General features: G+C 59.6%; 20 protein-coding genes. 8 read left to right on the forward strand and 12 right to left on the reverse strand.

Translation table 11 applies throughout. The features are described from left to right. Positions 1-43: 43 nt before the first annotated feature. Together BLL42_RS19420 and tadA are read left to right on the forward strand one after the other, a co-directional pair. Entirely contained in the window at positions 44-1,420 is a 1,377-nt protein-coding gene (locus tag BLL42_RS19420; RefSeq protein WP_071553522.1) for a multicopper oxidase family protein, read from the forward strand. After that, positions 1,420-1,914, forward strand: a complete 495-nt coding sequence (gene tadA / locus BLL42_RS19425; RefSeq protein ID WP_071553523.1) for a tRNA adenosine(34) deaminase TadA — start codon at positions 1,420-1,422, stop codon at positions 1,912-1,914. Before BLL42_RS19420 ends, tadA begins: the two co-directional genes overlap by 1 nt. 80 nt (positions 1,915-1,994) lie before the next feature. Here tadA and cmoB read toward each other — a convergent pair whose 3' ends face one another. The 8 genes from cmoB to BLL42_RS19465 form a co-directional block, all read right to left on the reverse strand. Then, positions 1,995-2,951 (reverse strand): tRNA 5-methoxyuridine(34)/uridine 5-oxyacetic acid(34) synthase CmoB, encoded by a 957-nt coding sequence (gene cmoB, locus BLL42_RS19430; protein ID WP_071553524.1) that lies wholly within the window; start codon positions 2,949-2,951, stop codon positions 1,995-1,997. Continuing rightward, complete coding sequence (cmoA, locus tag BLL42_RS19435; protein ID WP_071553525.1) at positions 2,948-3,691, reverse strand: carboxy-S-adenosyl-L-methionine synthase CmoA; 744 nt, start codon at positions 3,689-3,691, stop codon at positions 2,948-2,950. Before cmoA ends, cmoB begins: the two co-directional genes overlap by 4 nt. Positions 3,692-3,937: 246 nt before the next feature. Next, positions 3,938-4,573 (reverse strand): lysoplasmalogenase, encoded by a 636-nt coding sequence (locus tag BLL42_RS19440; RefSeq protein ID WP_071553526.1) that lies wholly within the window; start codon positions 4,571-4,573, stop codon positions 3,938-3,940. A 2-nt stretch (positions 4,574-4,575) separates the two neighbouring features. Further along, the gene (locus BLL42_RS19445; protein WP_071553527.1) at positions 4,576-4,968 is read right to left on the reverse strand and encodes a protease inhibitor I42 family protein; all 393 of its coding nucleotides are present in this window, start codon (positions 4,966-4,968) and stop codon (positions 4,576-4,578) included. A 181-nt stretch (positions 4,969-5,149) separates the two neighbouring features. After that, positions 5,150-7,570, reverse strand: a complete 2,421-nt coding sequence (gene lon, locus BLL42_RS19450; RefSeq protein ID WP_071553528.1) for an endopeptidase La — start codon at positions 7,568-7,570, stop codon at positions 5,150-5,152. A 630-nt stretch (positions 7,571-8,200) separates the two neighbouring features. Next, a complete protein-coding gene (locus BLL42_RS19455; protein WP_071553529.1) occupies positions 8,201-8,572 on the reverse strand; it encodes a DUF6124 family protein in 372 nt (123 codons plus the stop codon). A gap of 307 nt (positions 8,573-8,879) precedes the next feature. Then, entirely contained in the window at positions 8,880-11,291 is a 2,412-nt protein-coding gene (locus BLL42_RS19460; RefSeq protein WP_071553530.1) for a glucose/quinate/shikimate family membrane-bound PQQ-dependent dehydrogenase, read from the reverse strand. Between the two features lie 102 nt (positions 11,292-11,393). Next, a complete protein-coding gene (locus BLL42_RS19465) occupies positions 11,394-12,776 on the reverse strand; it encodes a carbohydrate porin (protein WP_071553531.1) in 1,383 nt (460 codons plus the stop codon). A 350-nt stretch (positions 12,777-13,126) separates the two neighbouring features. Here BLL42_RS19465 and BLL42_RS19470 point away from each other — a divergent pair, with 350 nt between their 5' ends. Beyond that, a complete protein-coding gene (locus tag BLL42_RS19470) occupies positions 13,127-13,357 on the forward strand; it encodes a VF530 family protein (RefSeq protein ID WP_071553532.1) in 231 nt (76 codons plus the stop codon). A gap of 42 nt (positions 13,358-13,399) precedes the next feature. Continuing rightward, the gene (locus tag BLL42_RS19475) at positions 13,400-14,020 is read left to right on the forward strand and encodes a Pr6Pr family membrane protein (RefSeq protein ID WP_236721915.1); all 621 of its coding nucleotides are present in this window, start codon (positions 13,400-13,402) and stop codon (positions 14,018-14,020) included. Between the two features lie 171 nt (positions 14,021-14,191). Here the strand turns inward: BLL42_RS19475 and BLL42_RS19480 are convergent, their stop codons facing one another. From BLL42_RS19480 to BLL42_RS19490, 3 genes are all read right to left on the reverse strand, one after another. Further along, positions 14,192-14,977 (reverse strand): siderophore-interacting protein, encoded by a 786-nt coding sequence (locus tag BLL42_RS19480; RefSeq protein ID WP_071553534.1) that lies wholly within the window; start codon positions 14,975-14,977, stop codon positions 14,192-14,194. Continuing rightward, positions 14,974-15,552 carry a PadR family transcriptional regulator gene (locus BLL42_RS19485; RefSeq protein ID WP_071553535.1) on the reverse strand — a complete coding sequence of 193 codons (579 nt, stop codon included), beginning with the start codon at positions 15,550-15,552 and terminating at the stop codon, positions 14,974-14,976. The genes BLL42_RS19480 and BLL42_RS19485 overlap by 4 nt, the downstream gene beginning before the upstream one ends. 134 nt (positions 15,553-15,686) lie before the next feature. After that, entirely contained in the window at positions 15,687-18,833 is a 3,147-nt protein-coding gene (locus BLL42_RS19490; protein ID WP_071553536.1) for a transglycosylase domain-containing protein, read from the reverse strand. Between the two features lie 563 nt (positions 18,834-19,396). Here BLL42_RS19490 and BLL42_RS19495 point away from each other — a divergent pair. Next, positions 19,397-20,815, forward strand: coding sequence for an amino acid permease (locus BLL42_RS19495; RefSeq protein ID WP_071553537.1), 1,419 nt, complete (start codon positions 19,397-19,399; stop codon positions 20,813-20,815). A 148-nt stretch (positions 20,816-20,963) separates the two neighbouring features. Here the strand turns inward: BLL42_RS19495 and BLL42_RS19500 are convergent, their stop codons facing one another. After that, positions 20,964-22,088: an OpgC family protein gene (locus BLL42_RS19500; RefSeq protein WP_071553538.1), complete on the reverse strand. Its 1,125-nt coding sequence runs from the start codon at positions 22,086-22,088 to the stop codon at positions 20,964-20,966. Between the two features lie 293 nt (positions 22,089-22,381). Here BLL42_RS19500 and BLL42_RS19505 point away from each other — a divergent pair, with 293 nt between their 5' ends. From BLL42_RS19505 to BLL42_RS19515, 3 genes are read left to right on the forward strand one after another with little or no spacing between them, the layout of a single operon-like run. Continuing rightward, positions 22,382-22,762, forward strand: a complete 381-nt coding sequence (locus BLL42_RS19505) for a GtrA family protein (protein ID WP_071553539.1) — start codon at positions 22,382-22,384, stop codon at positions 22,760-22,762. Next, entirely contained in the window at positions 22,759-23,700 is a 942-nt protein-coding gene (locus BLL42_RS19510) for a glycosyltransferase family 2 protein (RefSeq protein WP_071553540.1), read from the forward strand. The genes BLL42_RS19505 and BLL42_RS19510 overlap by 4 nt, the downstream gene beginning before the upstream one ends. A gap of 39 nt (positions 23,701-23,739) precedes the next feature. Next, positions 23,740-25,245, forward strand: coding sequence for a glucosyltransferase domain-containing protein (locus BLL42_RS19515; protein ID WP_071553541.1), 1,506 nt, complete (start codon positions 23,740-23,742; stop codon positions 25,243-25,245). The last annotated feature ends 72 nt before the right edge of the window (positions 25,246-25,317 follow it).

A 25,317-nucleotide genomic window follows, 5' to 3' on the forward strand; every position in this document is an offset into this window, starting at 1 on the left:
TGCGGGCACAGGCCTGCCGCTGATACGTGAGGTTGTTGAGTTCATGTCCTTTACCCGTCGACAAATACTGGGTGGTCTGGCCGGTCTGGCAGTGGTGGGCGTCGGGGCCGGTGGTGCAACGCGTTACTGGCTGGGGAAAATGGCAGACGCCAATGCGGGTCACGATTATGAGTTGATTGCCGCGCCGCTGGATGTCGAGCTGGTGCCGGGGCACAAAACCGAGGCGTGGGCTTTTGGTCCGTCGGCACCGGGGACGGAACTGCGGGTACGCCAGGGCGAATGGCTGCGGGTGCGTTTCATCAACCACCTGCCGGTGCCCACCACCATTCACTGGCATGGCATCCGTTTGCCGCTGGAGATGGACGGCGTGCCGTACGTCTCGCAACTGCCGGTGCTGCCCGGCGAGTATTTCGACTACAAGTTTCGCGTGCCGGACGCAGGCAGCTACTGGTATCACCCGCATGTAAACAGCAGCCAAGAGCTGGGTCGCGGGCTGGTCGGGCCACTGATCGTCGAAGAACGCGAGCTCACCGGTTTCAACTACGAGCAGACGCTCAGCCTCAAGAGCTGGCACGTCGATGAAGAGGGCGCTTTCGTGCCGTTCAGCGTTCCTCGTGAAGCGGCGCGTGGTGGTACGGCCGGTCGTCTGGCGACCATCAATGGCGTGCCGCAGGCGGTGATCGAGTTACCGGCCGGGCAGATCACCCGGGTACGCCTGCTCAATCTCGATAATACGCTGACCTACCGGATCAACATTCCGGGCGTCGAAGCGCAGATCTATGCACTCGATGGCAACCCGATCGAGCCGCGTCCGCTGGGCAAGGAATACTGGCTGGGCCCCGGCATGCGCATTTGCCTGGCGATCAAGGCACCAAAGGCCGGTGAAGAATTGTCGCTGCGTAACGGGCCGGTGCGCATTGGCACGTTGCGCTCGGTGGCCAACACCGATGCGCCGAGCCAGTGGCCGCCAGCGCTGCCGCCCAACCCGATATCCGAGCCGGACCTGGCCAACGCCGAGAAGCTCAACTTCAATTTCGAGTGGGTCGGTTCGGTCTCGGTTAACGTCGATAATGGCAAGCCCCCGAGCCTCTGGCAGATCAACGGTAAGGCCTGGGACATCACTGACAAAACCTGCGCCGACCGCCCGATTGCTGCTCTGAAGAAAGGCAAAAGCTACATTTTCGAATTGAAGAACATGACTCAGTACCAGCACCCGGTTCACTTGCACGGCATGAGCTTCAAGGTCATTGCCTCGAACCGCAAAAAGATCATCCCGTACTTCACCGACACCTACCTGTTGGGCAAGAACGAGCGCGCTCATGTGGCGCTGGTGGCGGATAACCCGGGGGTGTGGATGTTCCACTGCCATGTGATCGACCATATGGAAACCGGCCTGATGGCCGCTATCGAGGTGGCCTGATGCGTCAGATACGCCCCGCGCAAATCATCGACCGTAGCCGCGATCAGGACTTCATGCGTGAGGCCCTGGCGCTGGCCGCGCAAGGTGCGGTCCTCGGCGAAGTGCCAGTGGGCGCGGTGCTGGTGCAGGACGGCGAAATCATTGGTCGCGGCTTCAATTGCCCGATCAGTGGCAGTGACCCCAGCGCCCACGCCGAAATGGTCGCGATCCGCGCCGCAGCGCAGGCCGTGAGCAACTATCGTCTGCCGGGCAGCACGCTGTACGTTACGCTGGAACCGTGCAGCATGTGCGCCGGTTTGATCGTGCATTCGCGGATTGCGCGGGTGGTTTACGGCGCACTGGAACCCAAGGCCGGGATCGTGCAAAGCCAGGGGCAGTTCTTCACCCAGGGCTTTCTCAACCACCGGGTGCTGGTCGAAGGCGGGGTATTGGCCGAAGAGTGCGGCACGGTGCTGAGCGAGTTTTTCAAGGCGCGGCGCGCCAAACGAGACTGATACCGCAAAGATTGCAGCCTGCGGCAGCTCCTACAGGAGCCGCAAACACCCGTAGGAGCTGCCGCAGGCTGCGATCTTTTTTATTTACGGGCGACGATCACCGCGCGCATCGGCGCCGGCAGACCTTCAATCGTCTTGCGGTGATCGTCCGGATCAAGGAAGTCGCTCAACGACTGATACTTCATCCACTCGGTCCCGCGTTGTTCTTCAACTGTGGTCACGCTCACATCCACGCAGCGCACATCGCTGAATCCGGCACGGCGCAGCCAGAGCATCAGCGCCGGCACTGACGGCAGGAACCAGACGTTGCGCATCTGCGCATAACGGTCTTCAGGCACCAGCACTTGCTGCTCGTCACCTTCGATCACCAACGTTTCCAGCACCAGCTCACCGCCCTTGACCAGGCAATCCTTCAGCGCCAGCAAATGTTCGATCGGCGAGCGGCGATGGTAGAACACGCCCATGGAAAACACCGTGTCGAAGCCTTCGAGATCGGGAGGAAGATCCTCAAAGGGAAACGGCAAGTGCCAGGCATTGGGCTCCGACAGGTAGCGCTGCACCGCCTGGAACTGGCAGAAGAACAACCAGTTCGGGTCGACGCCAATCACGCTGTCCGCGCCCGCGCCGAGCATGCGCCACATGTAGTAGCCATTGCCGCAGCCGACATCGAGGATGCGTTTGCCTTTGAGGTCCAGGTGCGGGGCGACCCGCGACCACTTCCAGTCCGAGCGCCATTCGGTGTCGACGTGCACGCCGAACAGGTCGAACGGACCTTTGCGCCAAGGTGACAACCCCATCAGTGCGGTGCGCATTTGCGCGCGGGTTTCATCGTCGCAGTCGGTGTCGAGCATCAGGCCGTCAAGCAAGTCGACTTCACTCGGCTGGATCTTCGGCAAGGCGTCCAGCGCGCTCTGCCAGCGCTCCAGGTCGCCGTGACCCTTTTCCATTTTTGCATCGAGTTGCGCTTGCAGGGTGTTGGCCCAGTCGGCCAGCGGCGTGCCGGCCAGACGGCGGGCGAGGGGAGACAGATCAATCATGGCAAGGCAATCAACGAGGCAAAGTTAAGACACTGGAACCACGGCACGACTGTCGAAAACCCGGCGGCCAGCAGGCGTTCGCGGTGTTCTTCGAGGCTGTCGGGCTTCATGACGTTTTCGATGGCGCTGCGCTTCTGGGCAATTTCCAGTTCGCTGTAGCCGTTGGCGCGTTTGAACGCGACGTGCAGGTCGGTGAGCAGTGCGTGTTCTTCAGGATCGTTGAAGCGCAGCTTCTCCGAAAGAATAAGTGCACCGCCCGGCAACAGCGACTGACGGATGCGCCCGAGCAGTGCCAGGCGTTGCTCCGGGGCGATGAATTGCAGGGTGAAATTCAGCGCCACCACCGAGGCCGGCTTGAACGCCAGCGCGAGAATGTCGCCCTCGATCACTTCAACCGGCAGCAGCTCCTGGAACATCGAGTCCTGAGCGTTGAGGTATTCGCGGCAGCGCTCGACCATCGCTGCCGAGTTATCCACCGCGATTACCCGGCAACCGTCGGTGCGCACGTGACGGCGCAGGGCTTGGGTCACCGCGCCGAGGGACGAGCCGAGGTCGTAGAGCACGCTGCCCGGCTGGGCGAACTGCGCCGCGAGTACGCCGAGGTTTTCGACAATGGTCGGGTAACCCGGCACCGAGCGCTTGATCATGTCCGGGAACACCCGCACCACGTCCTCGTTAAAGGCGAAGTCGGGCACCTGGGCCAGGGGCTGGGCGAAAAGGCGATCGGGTTCTTTGCTCACGGCGGTTCCAGCGGCGGATGTGGAAAAGGCCGGCATTTTAGCCAACTTGGCGCGCGGATGCGCGGGTTGTCTGATAAACCGCTCCGGCGACGTACGCGGCCCCTGTAGCAGCTGCCGAAGGCTGCGTTCGAGGACGGAGTCCTCGCAAAACCGGTGTTTGCGGTGTATCTGACGATTCGCGGTGTCAGGTTTGGCGAGCGCTGCGCGCTCGAACGCAGGCTTCGCCAGCTGCTACGGGTAGTGTCGTTAGCCGCGTTGTTGGTGGAACGCCGACGCCGCAATCCCCCACTGCCCCAGCCAATAGCTGAGGATGATCACATAAGGCGCCGCCTCGAACGGCACCACAAAGCGGCTGATACCAATCACGCTGTCGGAGAACACAAACGCCAGCGCGCCACCGGCCGCCAGCAGCGCCGAGCGCTTCGGCACATCGGTGCCGAGTCGGGCCAGCGCTCGCCAGAGCATGGCGCTGATGGCCAGGCCGTAGACGATCACCGGGATCAGCAATGGCCCAAGTCCGTGGGCAATCAAGATTCCCAGCAGCAGCGCACCAACTCCGAGCGCCAGGATCAGCGGCAACAGCGCCAATCGTCGGCAATCGCTTAAATACGCCTTCAAGTACGCCAGATGCGCCACCAGAAACGCGCCGAGGCCAAATACGAACAAGTCCCCCGGCCACGCCAGCAGCACATCGCCGAGCAGGGAAAAGATCAGCCCCAGGCTGACCCAGCGCCGATAGTCGCCGGGCGGTGCGTCGTGCAACCAGCCGAGCAGCGCCAACACTGGCAACGGCTTGACCAACAGGCAGAGCAACTCAGCGTGAACGCTTACCCCATAGAGAAAGGTCACCGCGCCCATCAGCGCCAGAATCAGCCAGCCCATGATCAGTTAACCGAAATTGCGCAGTCGAAGGTTTGTGCCGGTTCTACTTCCGGCTCCCACGGCTGTTGATAGGTCAGACGCAAACGCCCGTTGCCCGCGGCAAACGCTTGAAAGCGCCAGGTCGATTGCCCGCCACTGCCCACCAGCCCGGTGTTCTCCGGGTTGGTGTATACCTCAGGGCTGATCGCCCGCAGCACGCCGCCGGCCGAATCCTGGATCGCCCAGCGATAACCGGTGGTCGGGTTGCTCGGCAGGGTCAGAATCAGGTGTTGCCTGTTGTTCAACTGCACTGGGCATTCGCTCTGTTTTTCTACCGTCACGTTCTGTTTCGGTTGAGTGGCACAGGCGGCCAGCAGGGCGAGGCTCAGGGGGACAAACAGGCGGATGGGGGACATTGGTCAGTAAGCTCCGGTCATTCACGACGAACGGCGAGCATAACCGAAGATGAATCAAAGTGTGACGGGCGAGACCAGGATCAAAAGATCGCAACCTCCGGCAGCTCCTACAAGGGGCGCAGCGTAGGAGCTGCCGCAGGCTGCGATCTTTTCAGGAGCGCAACCGATTCAAGTGGTCAGGTTAAAACAACACCTTCGCCACATCCGCAAAACGCTTGGCGAAGTGCACGGTAATCCCTTCCTTCAGGTAATCCGGCAATTCCTCGAAACTGCCACGGTTAGGCTCTGGCAAAATCAGCTCGAAGATCTTCTGCCGCCGCGCCGCGATGACCTTTTCGCGTACCCCGCCAATCGGCAGCACATGCCCGGTCAGCGTCAGTTCACCGGTCATGGCCACACCTTTTTTCGGCGGCTGATTGCGTGCCAGCGAGAGCAGGGCGCTGGCCATGGTCACGCCGGCGCTCGGGCCGTCTTTCGGGGTCGCGCCTTCAGGGACGTGGAGGTGGATGAAGGCTTCGTCGAAGAACTTCGCGTCGCCACCAAACTGCTTGAGGTGCGAACTGACGTAGCTGTAAGCGATCTCGGCCGATTCCTTCATCACGTCACCCAGTTGCCCGGTGAGTTTGAAGCCGCGATTGAGGGTGTGAATGCGCGTGGCTTCGATCGGCAAGGTCGCGCCGCCCATGCTGGTCCAGGCCAGGCCCGTGATGACGCCGGTGCCGGACAGCACTTGTTCGTTACGAAACACCGGCATGCCGAGTGAGGCTTCGAGGTCTTTGGGGCTGATCTTGATCACGCTTTGCGGCTCGTCGATCAGCTTGACCACCGCTTTGCGCACCAGTTTGCCCAGTTGTTTTTCCAACTGCCGCACCCCTGCCTCGCGGGCGTAACCATCGATCAAGGCTTTCAGCGCGCTGTCGCTGATGGACAGGCTGGTTTTCGACACCCCGGCTTTCTCAAGCTGTTTTGGCCACAGGTGACGCTTGGCGATGGCGACCTTTTCCTCGGTGATGTAACCCGACAGACGAATCACTTCCATCCGGTCGAGCAAGGGGCCTGGAATCGAGTCCAGGGTGTTGGCGGTGCAGACGAACAGCACTTTCGACAGGTCCAGACGCAGGTCGAGGTAATGGTCGAGGAATTCGACGTTCTGTTCCGGGTCCAGGGTTTCCAGCAGCGCCGAGGCTGGGTCGCCCTGGTAGCTTTGGCCCATCTTGTCGATTTCGTCGAGCATGATCACCGGGTTCATCACTTCAACGTCTTTCAACGCCTGAACCAGTTTGCCCGGCAGCGCGCCGATGTAGGTGCGGCGGTGGCCCTTGATCTCGGCTTCATCGCGCATGCCGCCGACGCTGAAGCGATAGAACGGCCGCCCCAGCGACTCGGCGATGGATTTGCCGACGCTGGTTTTGCCCACGCCCGGAGGACCGACGAGCAGCACGATGGAGCCGGAGATTTCGCCTTTGTAAGCGCCGACCGCGAGGAACTCGAGGATCCGGTCCTTGATGTCGTCGAGCCCGGCGTGGTGTTTGTCGAGGACTTTGCGCGCGTGTTTGAGGTCGAGTTTGTCCTCGCCGTAAACGCCCCACGGCACCGCTGTCGCCCATTCCAGGTAGTTGCGGGTGACCGCGTATTCCGGTGAGCCGGTTTCGAGGATCGACAGCTTGTTCAGTTCCTCTTCGATGCGTTTCTGCGCCTGTGGCGGCAGGACTTTGCCCACCAGTCGTTGCTCGAACTGCTCGACGTCGGCGCTGCGGTCGTCCTTGGTCAGCCCCAGCTCCTGCTGGATGACCTTGAGCTGTTCCTTGAGGAAAAACTCGCGCTGGTGCTCGCCGATCTTGCGGTTCACTTCGGCGGAGATTTCTTTCTGCAAACGCGCGACTTCGACTTCCTTGCGCAGCATTGGCAGGACTTTTTCCATGCGCTTGAGCATGGGTACGCAGTCGAGCACTTCTTGCAGCTCGTTGCCGGTGGCCGAGGTCAGGGCGGCGGCGAAGTCGGTCAGCGGCGACGGGTCGTTGGGGCTGAAGCGGTTGAGGTAGTTTTTCAGCTCTTCGCTGTACAGCGGGTTGAGCGGCAGCAGTTCCTTGATCGCATTGATCAGCGCCATGCCGTAGGCCTTGACCTCATCGGTCGGCTCGCTCGGCTGGTGCGGGTATTCGACTTCCACCAGATACGGCGGACGATGGTGCTTGAGCCAGGTGCGGATGCGCACGCGGGTCAGGCCCTGGGCGACGAATTGCAGTTTGCCGTTTTCGCGGCTGGCGTGATGGACCTTCACCAGGGTGCCGTAGAGCGGCAGGGCGGAGGTGTCGAAATGCCGTGGATCTTCCTGCGGGGTGTCCAGGAAGAACAGCGCCAGCGAGTGATGCTCGGATTTGGCCACCAGGTCCAGGGTTTCGGCCCAGGGTTCTTCATTGACGATCACCGGCAAGACTTGCGCCGGGAAGAATGGGCGATTGTGAATCGGGATGATGTAGACCTTGTCCGGCAGGTTCTGGCCGGGCAGGGCCAGGCCCTTGCCTGCGGAGGTGGGGTGTTCGGCGTTTTCGGGGTCGGCGTATTCGCTCGGGTTTTCCGGGAATTCTTGCTGGTCGCTCATGGGGCACCTGCGCAATGGGGTATGTCAGTTAGATGGGGCAGGTGGTGGGTGGTTTCAATGGGGGGTGGTTGTTAGCGGGTGTTTCAGAAGGAGTGACTTCGTTCAACGGTAGGAGCTGCCGCAGGCTGCGATCTTTTGATCTTGGCGGCCTGACAGCCGACCAATCTTTTGCAGGTGTACATATCCATTTCTGCGGTAACGGCTGCTGGCGGTTTCGCTTTTACAGCGCCTCCCTTTGGCAAACGCCCCAAAGGAAGCAAAAGGCTTCGCCCCAAGCGTACGGCACCTCGCCTAGGCTCGGCGTCCCCTCACTCCGGTGTCCATCAGGGGGCATCGCCTACGGTCTGCTGCGCGACGACCTCCTCTCGATGTGTCCGGCTGCGCCGTACGGCGCTGCGCGCCAACCCCCTGATGAACACCTCCACTCGGCCTTCCGAAGGGGCGGGTGGATCAAGATCAACAGCGGCAGGCGAGCTAACGCTCGGCCTGTTGAGTGGTTGGGGGCGGACGAGCCATGGGTGATATCCGTAGGAGCTGCCGAAGGCTGCGATCTTTTGATTTTGGCGGCCTGACTGGATGTACATCAATCAAAACTGTGGGACGGCCGGGCGGCGCTCCCACAGTGCGGTGTTACCGCTCTTCCGGTTGATCGAAGCTATCCAGCGCTCGATTCACCAACAGTTCCCCCAACGAGACCATCTGCTGAATCGCCAATGCCACATGCCGGCGCGTGCCTTCGAGCTCGAAGGCCAGGTCGCTGGCCAGCACATTCAATGAGGCGAGGGTTTCCGAGGCGTGCGCCAGCAGGGTTTCGTTGTCCAGGTCGGGGATGACCGCGAAGATGTTGGAGGGACGTTTGTCGGGCAGGTTGCCCTTGTCGAACGGCGGTTTGAAGTAGTGATCCAGCGCCCGCTCGGCGGCGTCGTGGAGTTTTTTGGAGTCGTTGGAGGCGTAAGGGGAAGTGCTTGGGGTTTCTGGTGAATTGGGGGTGACTTTGTGCATGGTGACGCTCCTGAGTGCGCCTGGAGTGTGCTCGGACGGTCAAACCCGGTCGCTGAATTGGCAGCGACCACCAAAGACTAGTTATGCGGCTTCCCACCGACAACCTGAAAACCATGTCGGAAGCTTCTCCGGGTCCTACGTTTAGAACTAATAATTTTCTAAAGATCGCAGCCTGCGGCAGCTCCTACGCCGGGCGGTCGAAGCCGTGCGCAAGTCCCGTAGGAGCTGCCGCAGGCTGCGATCTTTTGGGACACAAAAAAGGCGACTACCCCTCGGTAGTCGCCTTTTTCTTAACTGCCGCTAACGCTTATTCCGACAGTGTGTAAGCGATCACATAGTCGCCCATTTTGGTGCCCAGCGAACCATGGCCGCCGACGACGAGCAGTACGTACTGTTTGCCGTCCTTGCCGGTGTAGGTCATCGGTGTGGCCTGGCCGCCGGCCGGCAGGCGCGATTTCCAGAGTTCTTTGCCGTTGTTGACGTCATAGGCACGCAGGTACTGGTCCAGGGTTCCGCTGAGGAAGCCGACGCCACCGGCGGTGACGATTGAACCGCCCATGCTTGGTACACCGATCGGCAGGCCGATAGGGAGTGGCGAGCTGTCGCGGCTGGTGCCGTTCTTGTGCTTCCAGACCACCTTGTTGGTGGTCAGGTCGATACCGGCCACATAGCCCCAGGCCGGGGCTTGGCACGGTACGCCGAACGGCGACATGAACGGGTGCATGGTCACCGCGTACGGCGCGCCAGTGTTGGGCTGCACGCCAGCGGTCTCGCTTTCGCGCTTGCTGTCGGCAGCCACGTCGGCGCGGGGGATCATTTTCGAAACGAACGCCATGTAGTTCGGGCTGGTGAACAGCATCTGACGAACCGGATCGATCGACACGCCGCCCCAGTTGAACACACCGACGTTACCCGGATAGATCAAGCTGCCCTGCAACGACGGCGGGGTGTACTGGCCTTCGTAGCGCAGTTCTTTGAACTGGATGCGGCAGAGCATCTGGTCGAACGGGCTGGCACCCCACATGGCCTTCTCGGTCAGATCCGGGCCGAGCAGGTTGAGGTCCGAGCGCGCCTGGGTCGGGGCGGTACGGTCGCCTGGAACTGCGCCTTGCGGTACCGGGATTTCGCGAATCGGCACGATCGGTGTGCCATCGCGACGGTCGAGCACATACAGGCTGCCCTGTTTGGTCGGTGCGATCAGCGCCGGTTTGATGCCGTCAGCGGTTTTCAGGTCGAGCAGGGTCGGCTGGCTGCCGACGTCCATGTCCCACAAGTCGTGGTGGGTGAACTGGTAATTCCAGCGCACCTTGCCGGTGGCCAGGTCCAGAGCCACCAGGCCAGCGCTGAATTTTTCAGCACCCGGCGTGCGGTCGGCACCCCACTGGTCAGGCATCTGGTTGCCCAGCGGCAGGTAAACCATGCCCAGTTTCTCGTCGACACTGGCCAGCGACCACATGTTCGGCGAGTTGCGGGTGTAGACCTTGCCCGGAGCCAAAGGCTCGGTCGCCTCAGGGTTGCCGCTGTCCCAGTTCCAGACCAGGTGACCGTCGCGGATGTCGAAGGCGCGGATCACGCCGGACGGCTCGTTGGTCGACTCGTTGTCGGTGACGTGACCGCCCATGATCACCAGATCACGGGTGATCGCCGCCGGCGAGGTGGCGTAGTAGCCACCGGGGGTGAACGGGCCGATACCTTGGGTCAGGTCAACCACGCCGTGATCGCCGAAGCCTTCGCAGAGCTTGCCAGTGTCGGCGTTCAGTGCGATCAAACGAGCATCGGCGGTGGGCAGGTACAGACGACGCGGGCAGGCTTGGGCGACGGCTTTGCCAGCTTCGGAGATGACTGCGGCCGAAGCGTTGTCAGCCTTGGCGTAGGCGTTCTCGTCGTAGTAAGAAACGCCACGGCAGGTCATGTGGGCAAAGCCCTTGAAACCCACGGGGCTCTTGATCTGCGGGTCGAAGCGCCAGCGTTCCTTGCCGGTGTCCGGGTCCAGCGCCAGCACCTTGCTGTGTGCGGTGCACGCATAGAGCATGCCGTTGACCTTCAACGGGGTGTTCTCGTTGGTCAGTTCCACCGGGTCGTCAGCGGTCGGCAGGTCGCCGGTGCGGATGCGCCAGGCTTCTTGCAGCTTGCCGACGTTGGCCGGGGTGATCTGCTTCAGCGGCGAGTAGCGGTCGCCGAACTCGGTGCGGCCATAGGCCTGCCACTCGCCTTCGGGCATGGCTGGCGCGGTGCTGGTCATGTCGGCAGTGTCGCGGTCCAACTCGCCGATGATTTCACCCGGGTGGGTGAACTGGCTGGCGATGGCGGTGGCACCGGCCAGAACCACGGCCACGCTCAGCGCAGCGGTACCCAGCGGAGCGGCACCATCACGCAGCAGCGGACGGCGGAACCACGGCAACAGCAGGACCACGCCAAGGGCGAACCACAGCGACAGACGCGGCACCAACTGCCACCAGTCGAGGCCGATTTCCCACAGCGCCCACACCGTACTGGCGAACAGCACCAGCGCGTACAGACCCAGCGCCGCACGGCGAGCAGCCAGCAGCAAAATCCCGGTCAGCACCAGGCCGATACCGGCCAGCAGGTAATACAGCGAGCCGCCGAGCAGGCTCAGCTTGATCCCCCCGGCCAGCAAGGCCAGGCCCATTAACAGAAGCACGATACCGAGCAGGCTCGGCAGCAGACGGCTTCGACTCAAAGCACCCTCAGTGCTCATAGTGTGGTTCTCCGTGATGTTTCAAGTAGTCCCGCGCCTGTTCACCGTTGATGACGAACAGGTGGAGGCAGGTTTCAGTAAAAAGAGGGATCAGAAAGAGTTTCAGAACGACGACTGCACCTTGATCCCGCCGATCAGCGCGTCATCGACCTCGTTCACGCCACCAGGGTGGCGGATGTATTGCAGGTTCGGGCGCACGGTCAGCCAATGGGTCAGGTGCACGCCGTAATAGAGTTCAGCGCTGTATTCGGTGTCTTGCGGCGGCAGGTAGGTTGGGTCGTTGTAGTCGAAGACCGCGTGCGCCTGGTTGGTCGCCTCGGCGTTCTTGCGGTAGGCCGGGTTGACGTGAACCCGGGCCATGGCGAAGCCGAGATCGTCCTTGCTGCGGGCATCGAACAGGCCTTTGTAGACGACGCCGGCCTGGACATAGTTGTCGATGGCGTTGGTCTTTTTGTCGTGCATCGTGCCGTTGGCAAACACACTCAAGCCCCGCGAGTTATCACTGGCGCGACGGGTCAGCTGTTGCTGCACGCCGAGCCAGACGCCGTGCTTGCTTGATGCGCTGCGATAGGCCTCGCCACTCAGGGCGGCCGGCTGGCCGTTGCTGTCCTTATAGACGTCGGTGGCGTTGGCGCTGCTGTAGTAGTAACCGGCGCGGTATTCGCCCGGCAGGCCATTGAGTTTTGGTGTCCACACCAGTTCCACCGGCAGCACCGCGCCTTGGGTGCCGCTGCCACTGAGCTTGAAGCCGTTGTCGCGGTCCAGGTTCGACGGGTTTTGCTCGTAGGCACCCATCTGTGCGTAGAGCTCAGGTGTCAGGTGATATTTGACCCGCAGCGCCCATTGGCTGACCGGCCAGTTGTACCAGATGCCGCCCACCCAGTTGCCGACCTGAGAACCGCAGAACGCCAGGTTCTGGAAATCGCAGGGGAAGCTGTTGAAGTCTTCGCCTTCACCAAAGCGGCCGGCCTTGATGTCGAGCTTCTGATCGAAGAATTTCTGCTGATACCACATCTGTGTCAGCCGCGTGGTCTGGCCACGGCCCCAGACTTCCTGGGCCGAGGTGAAACCGCCGACGCGTGGATCGTTGATCCGGTCGTTGCTGATGTTGTTGCCGCTGCGTTCGGTGAGGGTCAGCTGAAATTCAGCGTCGTGCCAGCCGAGGATCTTTTGCAGGTCCAGGTGCGTACCGAGGCCGAACTGGTCGCTGTAGCGCGCCGTGCGATCGTGGTCGTAGCCGCCGTGCAGGTTGCTGCCCATTTCGCCGGTGTAGTCGACTTTGAAGTCGTAGCCCTTTTCCGCGAGTTCCGTACGTGTGCCGTTCCAGTCGCCGAGCATCCACGGTGAGTCGCTATCGAATGCAGGGGCAGCCTGAGCGCAGCTGGCAAGGCTCAGGGCGCTGAGTCCACCGATCAGGTTGATGGCTTTTCGGGCAGCAACAGCAGGGAAGACAGCGCTGTCTCGCAAAGTCTGAATGTCGGGCATAGAGAAGGAGTTCTTGGTCTTTTAGGGGGGGGAGGGAGCTGAACGCTGCGAGGGTCAATCGGGCAGATGAAACGATTCAGCGTTAAGGGGGGCAAGGATAATGATCTGTTACACAGAGAGAAAGGGCTTTTCTTGACATGGATCCTTTCGGATTTGGTAATAGTCCCGAGGAAAGGACCGCAGCCTGCGGCAGCTCACATCAGAAGGTGTGCACCTGTAGGCGTTGCCGCTGGCTGCGATCTTTCAGAGTTCACCTACATTTAACGGATAGCGCACAGAGTCCTTCCACCGCACGACACCCTCGGCTAAGGTGCGCGGCTTCCTTTACTTTCTTTGTTCAAAGGCCCGGCATGACCGAACAGAACCCCAACCCGCTGCACGGCGTGACCCTGGAACAGATCCTCAACGCACTGGTTCAACACTACGAATGGTCGGGGCTGGCCGAGCGCATCGACATTCGCTGCTTCAAGAGCGATCCGAGTATCAAGTCGAGCCTGACCTTCCTGCGCAAAACCCCGTGGGCCCGCGAGAAAGTCGAAAAACTCTACGTCAAGTTGATGCGCACCAAACGTCCGCTCTAAGGAATCGCAATGCCCGCCGAGCCAACTCGACCTTCGCCCGTCATGAGACGTTTTATACGCTCGGCTGCCGTGCTGGGCTGGCTGGGATTGAGTATTCAGCTGTACCTGGTGTTGTACGGCCGCTGGAGTGTCAGCGCCAGCCAACTGGGTGGGCTGGTGAGCTACTTCAGCTATTTTACGGTCCTGACCAACACGCTGGTGGCGACGGTGCTGACCTGTGCCGTGACTTCGCGCGAGTCGAAGGGCCACGCGTTCTTTTTACAGCCATGGGTCAGCAGCGGGATCGCCGTGAGCATTGCCCTGGTCGGCCTGGCGTATAACCTGCTGTTGCGGCATTTGTGGCACCCGCAGGGCTGGCAATTCATCGCCGACGAGCTGCTGCATGACGTCATGCCGCTGTTGTTTCTGTTCTATTGGTGGCGGTGTGTGCCTAAAGGCACCTTGCGCCTTGGCCACATCGGTTTGTGGGTGACTTACCCGGTGGTGTACTTCGCTTATGCCTTGCTGCGTGGGCACTCGCTGGGGCTCTACCCTTATCCCTTTATTGATGTCGAAAAACTCGGTTATCCCCAGGTGTTCATCAATGCCAGCGGGATATTGCTGGGGTTTGTGCTGATTGCGCTGGTAGTGGTCGGGCTGGATCGGTGGCGCGGACATAAGTAACTGTTTTGACCCCCGTAGCAGCTGCCGAGCCCGCGAGGCTGCGTTCGAGGCCGAAGGCCTCGCAAATCCTGCATACGCGGTTTGCCTGGAGGAACGCGCTGCCTGATTTTACGACCGCTCTGCGGCCGAACGCAGCCTCGCGGGCTCGGCAACTGCTACGGAATGTGGTGATTACTCCTCGTCGCTGTCGTCCAGTTTCCAGTAACCCACGGCTTTCACCTGATCCTGATTCACGCCCTTCTCATCCAGCAACACGCGGCGGATCTGTCGTGAGACTTTGGATTCTGTCGCGATCCACGCATACAACTCGCCGCTCGGTATGTGCAGTTGTTGCACGGTGGTCAGCAGGTGGTTCTGGCCACTTTCGCGCAAGACCCAGATCACGTTGACGTTTGCCTGACTCTCGAGGATTTGCTGTTCGGCACCGTTCTCGATTTCCACCACCACCAGTGCGCGACGGTTGGCCGCCAGGCCTTCAAGGCGGCGGGCGATGGCGGGCAGGGCGGTCTCGTCACCGATCAGCAGGTAGCTGTCGAAGATATCCGGCACGACCATCGAACCCCGTGGCCCGCCAATGTGCAGGAACTGGCCGGGTGTGGCCTGCGCTGCCCAGGTCGCGGCAGGGCCATCGCCGTGCAGCACGAAGTCGATGTCCAGTTCCAGCGTGTTCAGGTCGTAACGGCGGGGCGTGTAGTCGCGCATCGCCAGCAGCGGCCCGTTGTCCTTGCCGGCGCCCAGCACCAGGGTTTCCAGCGTGGCGTGTTCCGCTGCGCTTTGTGGGAAAAACAGCTTTACGTGGTCGTCCGTTCCGAGACTGACAAAGCCGGCCAGCTCCGGTCCACCCAGGGTAATCCGGCGCATGCGCGGGGTCAGGTCGACCACCCGCAGCACTTCTAGACGACGGCGTTTGAGTGCGTGGCTGACACGGTGAATGGTTTGCACGATGACTTCAGTCATTCGGCCTTCTCCTGAAAGGGTTGAACGACAGGGCCATCGACGATGGCTTTGGCGGTGTTGTTGAGCAGGTCGCGCACCCGCAGGATTTCTTCCGGGCTCCAGCGACCGTGATGCATTTGCAAGGCATGACGCAGGTTGTGCACTGCTTCGTGGATCTCGGCCGGGCGGTCTTGCCCGCGCAACGAACGCTTGCTGACCTCGATGCGCATGCGCACGCCGTCCAGGGCAATCGCCTGCTCGCTTAACGACAGACGACCGGCATCGGTAATGCTGTAGCGTTTTTTTCCGCCATCGGCGTCACCGAGGATCATTTCGCTTTCTTCAAGGAAGGTCAGGGTCGGATAGATCACGCCGGGACTGGGGCAGTAGGCGCCATCGAACATGCTTTCGATCTGGCGGATCAGGTCGTAGCCGTGGCACGGCTGCTCGGCGATCAGCGCCAGCAGCAGCAGTTTCAGATCGCCTGGGGCGAATACCCGGGGGCCGCGTCCGCCGCGTTCTCGAGCGGGGCCGGGGCGTTTTTCGAAGCCGTCGCGGCCGTCAGTGTGTTCGCGGTGGGAATGATGGTCTCTCATTTTTTGCGTTCTCTCGTCGTATTTAGATACAACTTAAGATATATCTTAATGAAAATGCAAGACCTTGAGACCGGCGGTCAACTCACGGAGAAGAGGGGGAGGTTATCTCGAACAATTATCGTGCCGACCCCGGATTAGCGTCGCGCTACCTCGGCAGGCTGACATAGCGTGTTGTTCCCCGGTTGCAGATACGGTGTGAGAATCGGCGCCATGCCCTTGAGTACTTGCACCGGCAACGCCGAGGTGAATTTGAAGGCTTGGGCCGAGACGCCAGGCACGAAGGCAGTCAGGGTGCCGAAGTGATGCTCGCCAATGTAGAACACGAAGGTCGCGGTGCGGTTGATCGATTTCGAGCTCAGAACCCTTCCGCCGGTACCGAAGGCTTCAATGCGGTTATCGCCGGTGCCGGTCTTGCCGCCCATGGCCAGTGGAGTGCCGTCCGGCAGTTTGAACGTACCGGCGACCCGTTTGGCGGTGCCGGCATCCACCACTTGCGACAACGCTTCGCGCATCGCCGTTGCCACTTCGGACGGCATGACTCGCTTGCCTTTGTCCGGGTCGTTGATCACCTTTGTTTCATACGGCGTGTCGGCGGCGAAATGCAGGCTGTCGATGCGCAGGGTCGGCATACGCACGCCATCGTTGAGGATCGTACCGATCAGCTCGGCCAGAGCCGCTGGCCGATCGCCGGAGCTGCCGATGGCAGTGGCCAATGACGGTACCAGATGATCGAACGGGTAGCCGACGGCTTGCCAGCGTTGGTGAATGTCGAGGAATGCTTCGATCTCCAGCATGGTCCGGATGCGGCTGTCGCGGGCACTCTTGTGCCGGCTCTTGAACAGCCAGCTGTAGACTTCCTGACGCTCGAATTCACTGGCTTTGACGATCTGGCTGAACTTGGCGTCGGGGTTGTTCAGCAAGTAGCCCATCAGCCACAGGTCCAGTGGGTGGACCTTGGCGATAAACCCCTGGTCGGGCAGGTCAAAGGCGCCCGGACCGTAGGTTTTATAGAGTCTTTCGAGGCGCTCGTCAGTGAGTTTTTCGTTGAGCTTACCGGTGGTTCTGTCGATATTTTTATCGGTGCTTTTGGCCGCTTTCAGATGCGCCCGCACAAAGCTGTTGAAGCTTTCCTGGCTGGCCTCGGGCAGCAGGTAGCGGTGCACCGCCGCGAGACGAATTGCCGTCGGGTGCATGCCGTCGAGGAAGGTCTCGAGGCGAGCCTGGGTGTCCTTCTTCTGGTACTTCTTCCAGAAGCGCAGCAAAAACGCGGTGCCCTCGTGGTCGGCAAATTGCGCCAGATATTCCTGACGCCGCGGGTTCTCGTCATCATTGAGCAATTGGCCGCTGCTGTTGGGCCCCGAGTAAGTGCTGTAGCGCACCAGGTCGCGCATCAGCCGAATGAACGGCAGGTTGATCGATTCGCGCAGGGCATCGCGCAGGGTTGGGCTGCGGCCGTTGTCTTCCTTGCGGAAGTTGTGAAAGGTGTGCAGGCCGCCGCCAGTGAAAAATGACTCGCCGGGGTTGGCCGAGTACGTACGGTTGAGCGCCGCATCGAGCATTTTCGGCAGGCTGCGGTCAGTGTTCTGGATCAGGTAGTCGACGGCCCAGCGGGTAATCCGGTCCTGGTCGGGGACGTCGGTTTTTTTCAGCTCGGCGGGTGTCTTGGCGCCATAGCGGTCATGCAGTTCGGAGATGATCTGCAGGTAGCTGGTCAACACCCGCAGTTTGGCGGTGGAGCCCAGTTCCAGTTTGCTGCCTTCGTTGATGTCGAAGGGCTGATCGGTGCTGTCGGTTTGCACGCGCACGCGCGAGCCATCGGGGGTGCGCTCGAACAGGGTGAAACTGTAGCGCACCTGAGTCGTGCTGGTAGGCGTCAGCAAGTGTTCGCCAAGCAGGCCCAATTGCGCCGCGTAGGTTGGGTCGGCCAGATGCTTGAGGTACTCGGTGGCCTTGGTTTGCAGGTCGTACTGCAAGGTGCTGGTGGCCGACAGGTCGAGGCGATCGAGGTCATACAAAGGGCGATTGAGCAGGGCGGCCAGTCGACTGCGCGCAACGCTGATGCCCTTGTTGGATTCAATCGGCTGAAGGGTCGGTTGTTGTTGCCAGTCGCGGTAGGTCACCTTGCTGGCCAGTGCGGCGTCAGCCAGTGGGGTGTCGATCACGGCGTTCTGTGCGAGCAGGCGGATGTGGCTGTCGGTGAGATCTGCCAGTTCGTCATGACCCTTGAACAAATAGTGTGAAGGTCGGCGCTGGGCGATCATCAGCGATAGCACCTGACGCAGGGCCAGACCGCGTTGAGACAGACTCAGCGGGTCGCTGGCAACACTTGTCAGGGTTTTATTGACCTGATTGAAGTCGGCGCCGTACCACACGCGCAACCCTTCGGCCATGCCATGCACTTCACCGTGACCGGGCACCGCCGACAGCGGCACACTGTTGAGGTAATCGCGCACGATGTTCTGACGAGCCGTGAAGGTTTGCGGGCCATCTTGATAAGCGCGCACGCTGGCGGAAATCATCTGGCGGATTTTTTCACTGCCTGACACCGTGAGACCATCGGGCGAGTGGCGGTATTTTTCCAGCTGAGTGGCGAGGGTGCTGCCGCCGGCAGTCTGACCCGGCATGTGGAACAGTTTGGCGACTTGCGACCAGGCGGCCTTGCCAAAACGCGGCCAGTCCACGGCGGGGTTGGCCAAGGGTTGTTTGGGATCGAGCAGGTCGCGGTTCTCGATGAACAGCAGGCTGTGCACCACCAGCGGAGGGATCGCCGCAAAGCTCGAATACAGTTGCTGCGGATAGTTGTACTGATACAACGGCAACGCGCGGCAGTCGGTAATGGTTAAACCGGCCTGGATTTTCTCCGCGTAGGGCACGAAGAAACCCTTCTCGCTGTAGTTGAACAGTTTCGGCGAAAATCGGGTTTGCGCGGCGATCATGTAGTTGCGCTTGAGCAAGCGTGGCAAGAACTCACCCAGAGAACTGTAGCCCAGGCGCTTGTCGAAAGGCCCTTCGCCCGGATAGAAAATCGAATCGCTGGGACCGGATTGCATCGAATAATTCAGCGAAGCGGCAAATTGGCTGAATTCGCGCGCCTGCAGTTTCGAGGTGCGCATTTCCTTGGAGGCTGCCAAACCGAGCGCGACCAGAATGATCAGTAACAGTAACCAGAACAACCGCCAGGCATAACGGGGGCGACGAGTTTTTTTCGGTAAAGGCGCTTCTTCCACGCGATCAGTTGGTTCCACAGTTTTACTCGAATCGGATTGCCATAAAGCGCCCATAGTCGATTGATCCATTCACGCAGATTTATCGGACTTGTCTGAAGCTTAGACGCTGGTTGGAAAGGGTGAAAACTTTGTGAATGACTTCGTCGACGAACAAAGCTGCCTTTGCGTAGGAGCTGCCGCAGGCTGCGATCTTTTACGGGTAAAGATCGTCCGAACGCGGCCCGAGCCTGCGGCAGCTCCTACCGAGGGTGATGGGGTCGTAAGTGCTGAATTAGAGCCTTCAGGCCGGTAAATACAGCCTGGCTAGGGGCATGACGCTGCACCCTTGCTGTGCAATACTCGGCGCCGCTTCGCTGGCGAGTTGAGGCCAGAATTCCAGGTAATGCCCCTCCACAAATGCCGCTTTTGCCGAGAGTTCTCGCTGAATCTTGTCGTTTATAGAGTGAAAAGCCCTGGAGTGAGCTTTTTATACTGCACGCCCCGCTGATCTTGCAGGTTTTGTCCTACAAGACGGATCGACCCACGAAGTGGATCCGGTATCGGGAAGTTCAGGCTTATCGGTCTGTGCTTCGACACTCGGTGGTCATATCCAATAACAATACGGAGGTTGTATCCCTATGCCAGTCGGCAATCACCAGCCCCACGGCGAGACCGCTCAGGGCGGCCCGCTCAAACGCGAACTCGGCGAACGGCATATTCGCTTGATGGCGCTCGGCGCCTGTATCGGTGTCGGTCTGTTCCTCGGTTCAGCCAAGGCCATCGAAATGGCCGGCCCGGCCATCATGCTGTCTTACATCATCGGTGGTCTGGCGATCCTGGTGATCATGCGCGCCCTCGGCGAAATGGCTGTGCACAACCCGGTCGCCGGCTCGTTCAGTCGTTATGCACAAGATTATCTCGGTCCGTTGGCAGGCTTCCTCACGGGGTGGAACTACTGGTTCCTGTGGCTGGTGACCTGCGTCGCGGAAATTACCGCGGTGGCGGTGTACATGGGCATCTGGTTCCCCGATGTGCCGCGCTGGATCTGGGCGCTGGCGGCGTTGCTGAGCATGGGCTCGATCAATCTGATCGCGGTCAAGGCCTTCGGTGAATTCGAATTCTGGTTCGCCCTGATCAAGATCGTCACCATCATTGCGATGGTGGTCGGTGGTATCGGCGTGATCGCATTCGGCTTCGGCAACGACGGCGTTGCGCTGGGGATTTCCAACCTGTGGAGCCATGGCGGTTTCATGCCCAATGGCGTGCAGGGCGTGTTGATGTCCCTGCAAATGGTGATGTTCGCCTACCTGGGTGTCGAGATGATCGGCCTGACTGCCGGTGAAGCAAAGAATCCGCAGAAGACTATTCCGAATGCAATCGGCTCGGTGTTCTGGCGCATTCTGCTGTTCTACGTCGGCGCGCTGTTTGTGATTCTGTCGATCTACCCGTGGAACGAAATCGGCACTCAGGGCAGTCCGTTTGTGATGACCTTCGAGCGTCTGGGCATCAAGACCGCAGCCGGCATCATCAATTTCGTGGTGATCACCGCCGCGCTGTCGTCCTGCAACGGCGGCATCTTTAGTACCGGACGCATGCTCTACAGTCTGGCGCAGAACGGCCAGGCCCCTGCCGCTTTCGCCAAAACCTCGAACGGTGTGCCGCGTCGCGCCTTGTTGCTATCGATCAGCGCGCTGCTGCTGGGCGTATTGCTCAACTATCTGGTACCGGAAAAAGTCTTTGTCTGGGTCACTGCAATCGCTACCTTCGGTGCGATCTGGACGTGGGTGATGATCCTGCTGGCACAGCTCAAATTCCGCAAAGGTCTGACCCCGGCCGAACGTGCCGCTCTCAAGTACCGCCTGTGGCTGTACCCGGTGAGCTCCTACCTGGCGCTGGCGTTCCTGGTGTTGGTGGTTGGCCTGATGGCCTACTTCCCGGACACACGCGTTGCGCTGTACGTGGGACCTGCGTTCCTGGTGCTGCTGACGGTGCTGTTTTATGTGTTCAAGCTGCAACCGGTCAGTGTCTCGCAAGGTGCAGCGCGCTCGGCTTCGTAAAGGCGCAGCGCAGTAAAAGCCCCGGTCGCAAGACCGGGGCTTTTTTTGGGGTTTGAAAGTCAAAGGATCGCAGCCTTCGGCAGCTCCTACAAAAGCGGTGTGATAACCGTTCTCCGTAGGAGCTGCCGAAGGCTGCGATCCTTTGATCTTAAGCGGCGGCCACGTGTGCCGGCCGGTTCAGCCGCTTGTTCCAGTCCAGCCACGCCGCCAGTACCGCCATCAAACCCGCCCCCAACAGGGCGCTGAAAATCTGCATCGCCAACGCATCGTCTGCCAGCGCATTGAGCATGTCCGCCAGCGGCGCCAGCAGCACACCCAAACAAAATACCTCCAGCGAGTAACGCCCCATTCGGCAGCTTTGCCGCGCGAGCCAGTTTTGCGTCCAGCCGCTGTTGGGCAAGAGCTTGGCAATGACGTACGCCAGCGCCAAAAAGTGCAGCAGTCGCGCCGGTGACAGGTTGGTCTTGCTGATTGGATACAGCCATTCACCCAGCATCCGGGGCATGAACGCGTCATGCACCGTCGGCCATTTCCACGACAGGGCGATCAGTCCGGCAATCAGCAGATAGGCCGCTGCCGCGACAAACAGCGGCTGACGCGGCAAGGTGCGGGCGTCCGGTACAAGCGGTCGCTGACCGTGAATCGCCGCTGCTCCCCCCAGGATAAACAGCAACTGCCAGGCCATAGGATTGAAGAACCACACGCCACCGTCGGTTGCCGCCAGGTTCCATTGAAACCACGGCGCCAGCATGTACAGCACCACCGACAACCCCACCACGTACTCGGCCTTGCGCAACAACATCGGCAGCACCAGCGGCAGCCCGAGCAACAGCAGAATGTACAGCGGCAACGGGTCCATCAGGTTGGGTTTGAAGCGCAGCAGCAGCTCATCGACCAATGCTTGCTGCGGGTTGCTGAGGAAGTAGTGCAGGCCCATTTCCTGTACCAGATCACGGGTTTCCACGTGGCTATTGGCGAAAAACACGATGCCCATCAGCATCGCCAACAGAAAGATATGCACCACGTACAGCACCCAGGCGCGGCGCAGGATTTTCACCGTGGCCACCAGCCAACCATCGCGTCGGGCAATCTTGCCGTAGGCCAGCACCGCCGCGTAGCCCGCCAGAAACACGAAGATCTCTGCCGCATCGCTGAAACCGAAATTGCGCACCGTGAAATGGGCGAGAGGGTTGTGTGGTACGTGATCCCAGAAAATGAAGATCAGTGCCAGTCCGCGAAAGAAATCGATGCGAAGGTCGCGTCCTTGGGTCATGACAACGGGCTCTTGGACAGGGGTGAGTAAAGAGTGGTCGGCAGCGCAAAAGATTGTGCGCCGCACATCGGCGGCGCGCAGGGTGGCGTGAATTGGCGGCAATTGCAAAGGTCGGATATTACTGGATGTCTCGGCCGCAGAAGCAGCAGGGGCGGGACACCGTGTTGAGGGTTGACGCGAGCCTTTAGAACAGGGTTTTGGCCACTGGTCTATTCGTTGGCCGGAAAGTAGACAAGTGGGCCAAGGGTGCCAAGCTTGCTCCTGTGCACGCGTTCAGACTGGAAACAAATGCAATGGACATCAGAGCCGCATTTCACGGTTTCCCCAGATTCGTGTCGGTTGGCCTTCTTAATACGTTGATCCACTGGACGACGTTTTTTGTTCTGAACACGGTCATGAGTTTTCGTCAGGCATCCAGTAACTTTGTGGGTTTTTGTCTGGCCGTTTCATTTTCCTTTTATGCCAATGCGCGATACACCTTCAAACAAAAAACCAGTGTTTCACGCTATCTGCTGTTTGTCGGGTTCATGGGCATATTGAGTTATGGCGTGGGGTCTGTGGCGGATCAGTTACTGCTGCCGGGGTGGATGACGTTGGTGGTCTTCTCGGGTATCAGTCTGGTCTGCGGTTTTTTTTACTCGAAATATTTCATTTTTCGGGGGCGTGAGCAGTGAAGATCTCGCTGATTGTTCCCGTGTTCAATGAAGAACAGGCGATTAACCTGTTTTATCAGGCTGTTCGTCAGGAACTGTCGATCGCTGATTGTGACATCGAGATCGTGTTCATCAATGACGGCAGTTCCGACCAGACTGCAGCGCAGGCCAAAGCCCTCGCGTTGGCTGACGAGCATGTGCTGGTCATCAACTTTTCGCGCAATTTCGGCAAGGAACCCGCGTTATTTGCCGGGTTGGAGTACGCCACTGGCGACGCGGTGATCCCGATGGATGTCGACTTGCAGGACCCGATCAATGTGATCCCTTTGTTGATTCGGGAGTGGAAGAACGGGGCTGATGTGGTGCTTGCCAAGCGCCACGATCGCACCGCCGACGGTTATATGAAACGGCACAGCGCGGCACTGTTCTATCACCTGTTGAACCGAATCGCTTATACCCGGATAGAAGAGAACGTTGGTGATTTTCGATTGATGGATCGCAAGGTCGTGAACGTGATTCGCACGCTCCCGGAGCACCGGCTGTTCATGAAGGGCATCCTTTCGTGGGCGGGTTTCAATACCGCCGTCGTCGAGTATGAACGGGCCCAACGCGTGGCGGGCACCACCAAGTTTAACGTCTGGAAACTGTGGAATCTGGCGCTGGAAGGTATTACGTCTTTTAGTACGGTGCCCTTACAGTTGTGGACGTATGTCGGTAGCGCCATTTCACTGTTTGCAATTGTCTATGCCATTTACATGGTGCTGGACAAGATTTTCTTTGGTAATAACGTGCCGGGTTATCCTTCGTTGATGACCGCTGTTTTATTTTTGGGCGGTGTTCAACTGATCGGTATTGGCATATTGGGTGAGTATGTGGGTCGAATTTATATTGAATCGAAACACCGGCCGAGGTATGTGGTGAAAGATATTGTGGGTGGTCAAGGTAAGCGCGAGCTGTAAAGCCGTCTGTGACGTTCGGGCTGAGAAAGGAGCACCAAAATGAAGGTGGCGAATTTTTTGACTAAAGAACTGCTCGGTCGTGAAGTGTTTGCGTTTTTTTTACTGGCCACGTTTGTTTATGTGATTCCTCTGATACTGGTTGATTACTACTACATTGACGATAACTGGCGGTCTTTGGAGGCCGGCACTGCCTGGGCAGGGCAGGGGCGCCTGTTTGCCGAGCTGTTGTACAACGCTTTGACCTTTACCTCGGGCGCGCCCAATATTTTCCCGTTACCCCTTTTGATTGCGGTAGTTGCCATGGCCCTGGCCCTGACTCGCCTGACACTGCATTACTACAAACAACCCACTGTTTCAGGCTGTCTGGTTTTATTACCCCTTTGGTACAACCCGTTTTTTCTGCAAAATCTGTCTTATCAATACGACGGATCGGTCATGACGTTGAGTCTGGTCGCTGTTATGTATGCAATTGTCTTTCGCGCGAAATCTGCAGTGCTGCACATTGTCTTGCCCGGCGTGTTGATAGCCATGGCGGTGGGGTTATATCAAATCAGTATTAACGTGTTTCTGGGTCTTGTCGGTGTCGAGTTGGTCAGAGTGGCCAGTGACAGTGCGCCCTGGAAATCAGGGTGTTCGTTACTGGGAGTGAAGTTTGCACAGTTGGTCGTGGGCGGAGTTGTTTACTACGTCACGGCGTATCAGGCAATTATTCCAGAACGCTTGCCGTTGCAGGAGTGGAGTGCTAATGGGCTTGCCCGGATGGGCGATAATATCGGGCTCGTGGCGAGTAAAGCGATCCTGTTATTTCATGGAACCAATCGTTGGTTGATGTGGGCTGTGCTGTTTTGCGCCGCGGCCGGGGCCGTGCAGGTCGGGATCGCGCTGTACAAGAGAAAAGACAGTGTGTTGCACCGAGTGGTGTTAGCGGTGGTGTGCCTGCTGACATTGCCTGTATTGCTATTACTGGTGTCGGGCGCTGCGCTGTTGTTCAGGGATTTCAATGAAGGCGCACGAACCTTGATGGGGTTTGCAGTGCTGCTGGTGTTGTTGTTCTATCTGAGCCACCGCTGGCTGGAGGCTGTTCAGCCACGGGCGGGTCTACTGCTGGCGATACCTCTGCTGAGCATGCTGTCGCTGTCGTATGCCTATGGGCGTGTTCTGAATGTGCAGAAGGAGTTTGCCACCAGCGCGTTGTTTTCGCTTGGACATGACATCGCTTCACATCAGCCACTGCGCGAGGCCAAACGCATCTACCTGTCGATCAGCTACTCCAATCACTGGCTGTCGGGTGCGACGGGTTCTTTCGAGTTGATGCCGGTGCTGGCTTACATCTTGAACGTGGATTTTTTCATGTTGGCCGAAAACCTGCCCAGGGTCGGTATCACCAATGTCGTTCCAGAAAAGGAACGGAGAAATGCGACGCTGGCAGGTTATCGAAGGTACGCGCCGCTGGTGGACAGCAAGTTCTATTCTATTTATCTGATTGGCGATTATGGCTTCATCGTTATGAAGGAGGTGCCGTCTTCCGGAGAGGATAAGTGGTAAGAGGAATCAGCAGGTCGAGCGCCAGCACTGAGTTGAGGCGGCGCTCAGAGGATCGCAGTCAATGGCCGCGTA

Source organism: Pseudomonas frederiksbergensis (genome assembly GCF_001874645.1).
Taxonomy (GTDB): domain Bacteria; phylum Pseudomonadota; class Gammaproteobacteria; order Pseudomonadales; family Pseudomonadaceae; genus Aquipseudomonas; species Aquipseudomonas frederiksbergensis_B.